At 72.9% G+C, this 1,422-nt stretch carries 2 protein-coding genes; both read left to right on the top strand.

Features of this window, described 5'->3' with window-relative positions; genetic code table 11:
* Nucleotides 1–348: hypothetical protein (locus C593_RS0128460; protein WP_026278156.1), on the top strand; the 348-nt coding region annotated here is incomplete at its 5' end.
* Between the two features lie 83 nt (nt 349–431).
* A partial coding sequence (locus C593_RS0128455; protein WP_486591209.1) for a beta-ketoacyl synthase N-terminal-like domain-containing protein occupies nt 432–1,422 on the top strand: 991 nt, incomplete at its 3' end.

Genomic DNA, 1,422 nt, shown 5'->3' with positions numbered 1-1,422 from the left:
GTCGAACTCCGCAACCAGCTCAACACAGCCACCGCACTCCGCCTCCCCACCACCCTCGTCTTCGACCACCCCAACCCCACCGCCCTCGCCACCCACCTCCTCGCGCAGCTCGACGTGACGGAGAAGTCGGCGGCGGACCCGGTGCTGACGGAACTCGAACGGCTGAAGTCGGCGGTCCGCGACGCCTCGGCGGACGCGGAGGCATACGGCCTGATCAGCGGCCGGCTGCGGGAGCTGCTGGACATCGCCGAGGCGGCTGGCGGCGCGAGCGCGGCCGAGGACGGCGAGGACGACCTGGAGTCGGCCACGGACGAGGAGCTGTTCGCCCTGGTCAACGAATTCGACTGAGCGCGTCCGCCGGGCCGCCGCCGCCCCACCGGCGGCGGCCCGCCACCGCGCGGCACCGCCCGCACCACCCACCCCATGAACCCATCTGTCACCACGAGCCACACCACGTCGGGGAGCTGAGATCAGTGGCGAACGAGCAAGAACTCCGGGACTACCTGAAGCGGGCCATCGCGGACGCACGGGACGCACGCAAGCGCCTGCGCGAGGTGGAGGCGAAGGCGCAGGAGCCGATCGCCATCGTGGGCATGGCCTGCCGTTATCCGGGCGGGGTGTCCTCCCCGGAGGACCTGTGGCGGCTGGTGGCGGACGGCACGGACGCGGTCGGCGGGTTCCCCGTCAACCGCGGCTGGGACCTGGAGCGCCTCTACGACCCGGACCCGGACGCGCCGGGCACCTCCTACACCCGCGAGGGCGGCTTCCTGCACGACGCGGACCTCTTCGACCCGGAGTTCTTCGGGATGTCGCCGCGCGAGGCCCTGGCCATCGACCCGCAGCAGCGGCTCCTTCTGGAGACCTCCTGGGAGGCGTTCGAGCGGGCGGGCCTCGATCCGGTGTCCCTGAAGGGCTCCCGGACCGGTGTGTTCACGGGCCTGATGTACAACGACTACGGCTCCCGCCCCGACCTGCCCGCCGAGGGCAACGAGGGCTACCTCTTCTCGGGCAGCGCCGGAAGCATCGCCTCGGGCCGGATCGCCTACACCTTCGGCCTGGAGGGCCCGACGGTGACCGTGGACACGGCCTGCTCGTCCTCCCTGGTGGCGATGCACATGGCGGCGAACGCCCTGCGCGCGGGCGAATGCGACCTGGCCCTCGCGGGCGGCGCGGCCGTGATGTCCACGCCGACGGCCTTCGTGGAGTTCTCCCGCCTGCGCGGCCTGGCGGCGGACGGCCGCTGCAAGTCCTTCGCCGAGAGCGCGGACGGGACGGGCTGGAGCGAGGGGGTCGGCCTGCTGCTGGTGGAACGCCTGTCCGACGCGCAGCGGAACGGGCACCCGGTCCTCGCCGTGATCCGGGGCTCGGCCGTCAACCAGGACGGCGCCAGCAACGGACTCACCGCCCCCAACGGCCCCTCCC

It is taken from the genome of Streptomyces sp. CNT372, assembly GCF_000377145.1.
Note: the sequence above shows the minus strand (reverse complement) of the source record. Positions and strands in the feature narration are given on the sequence as shown.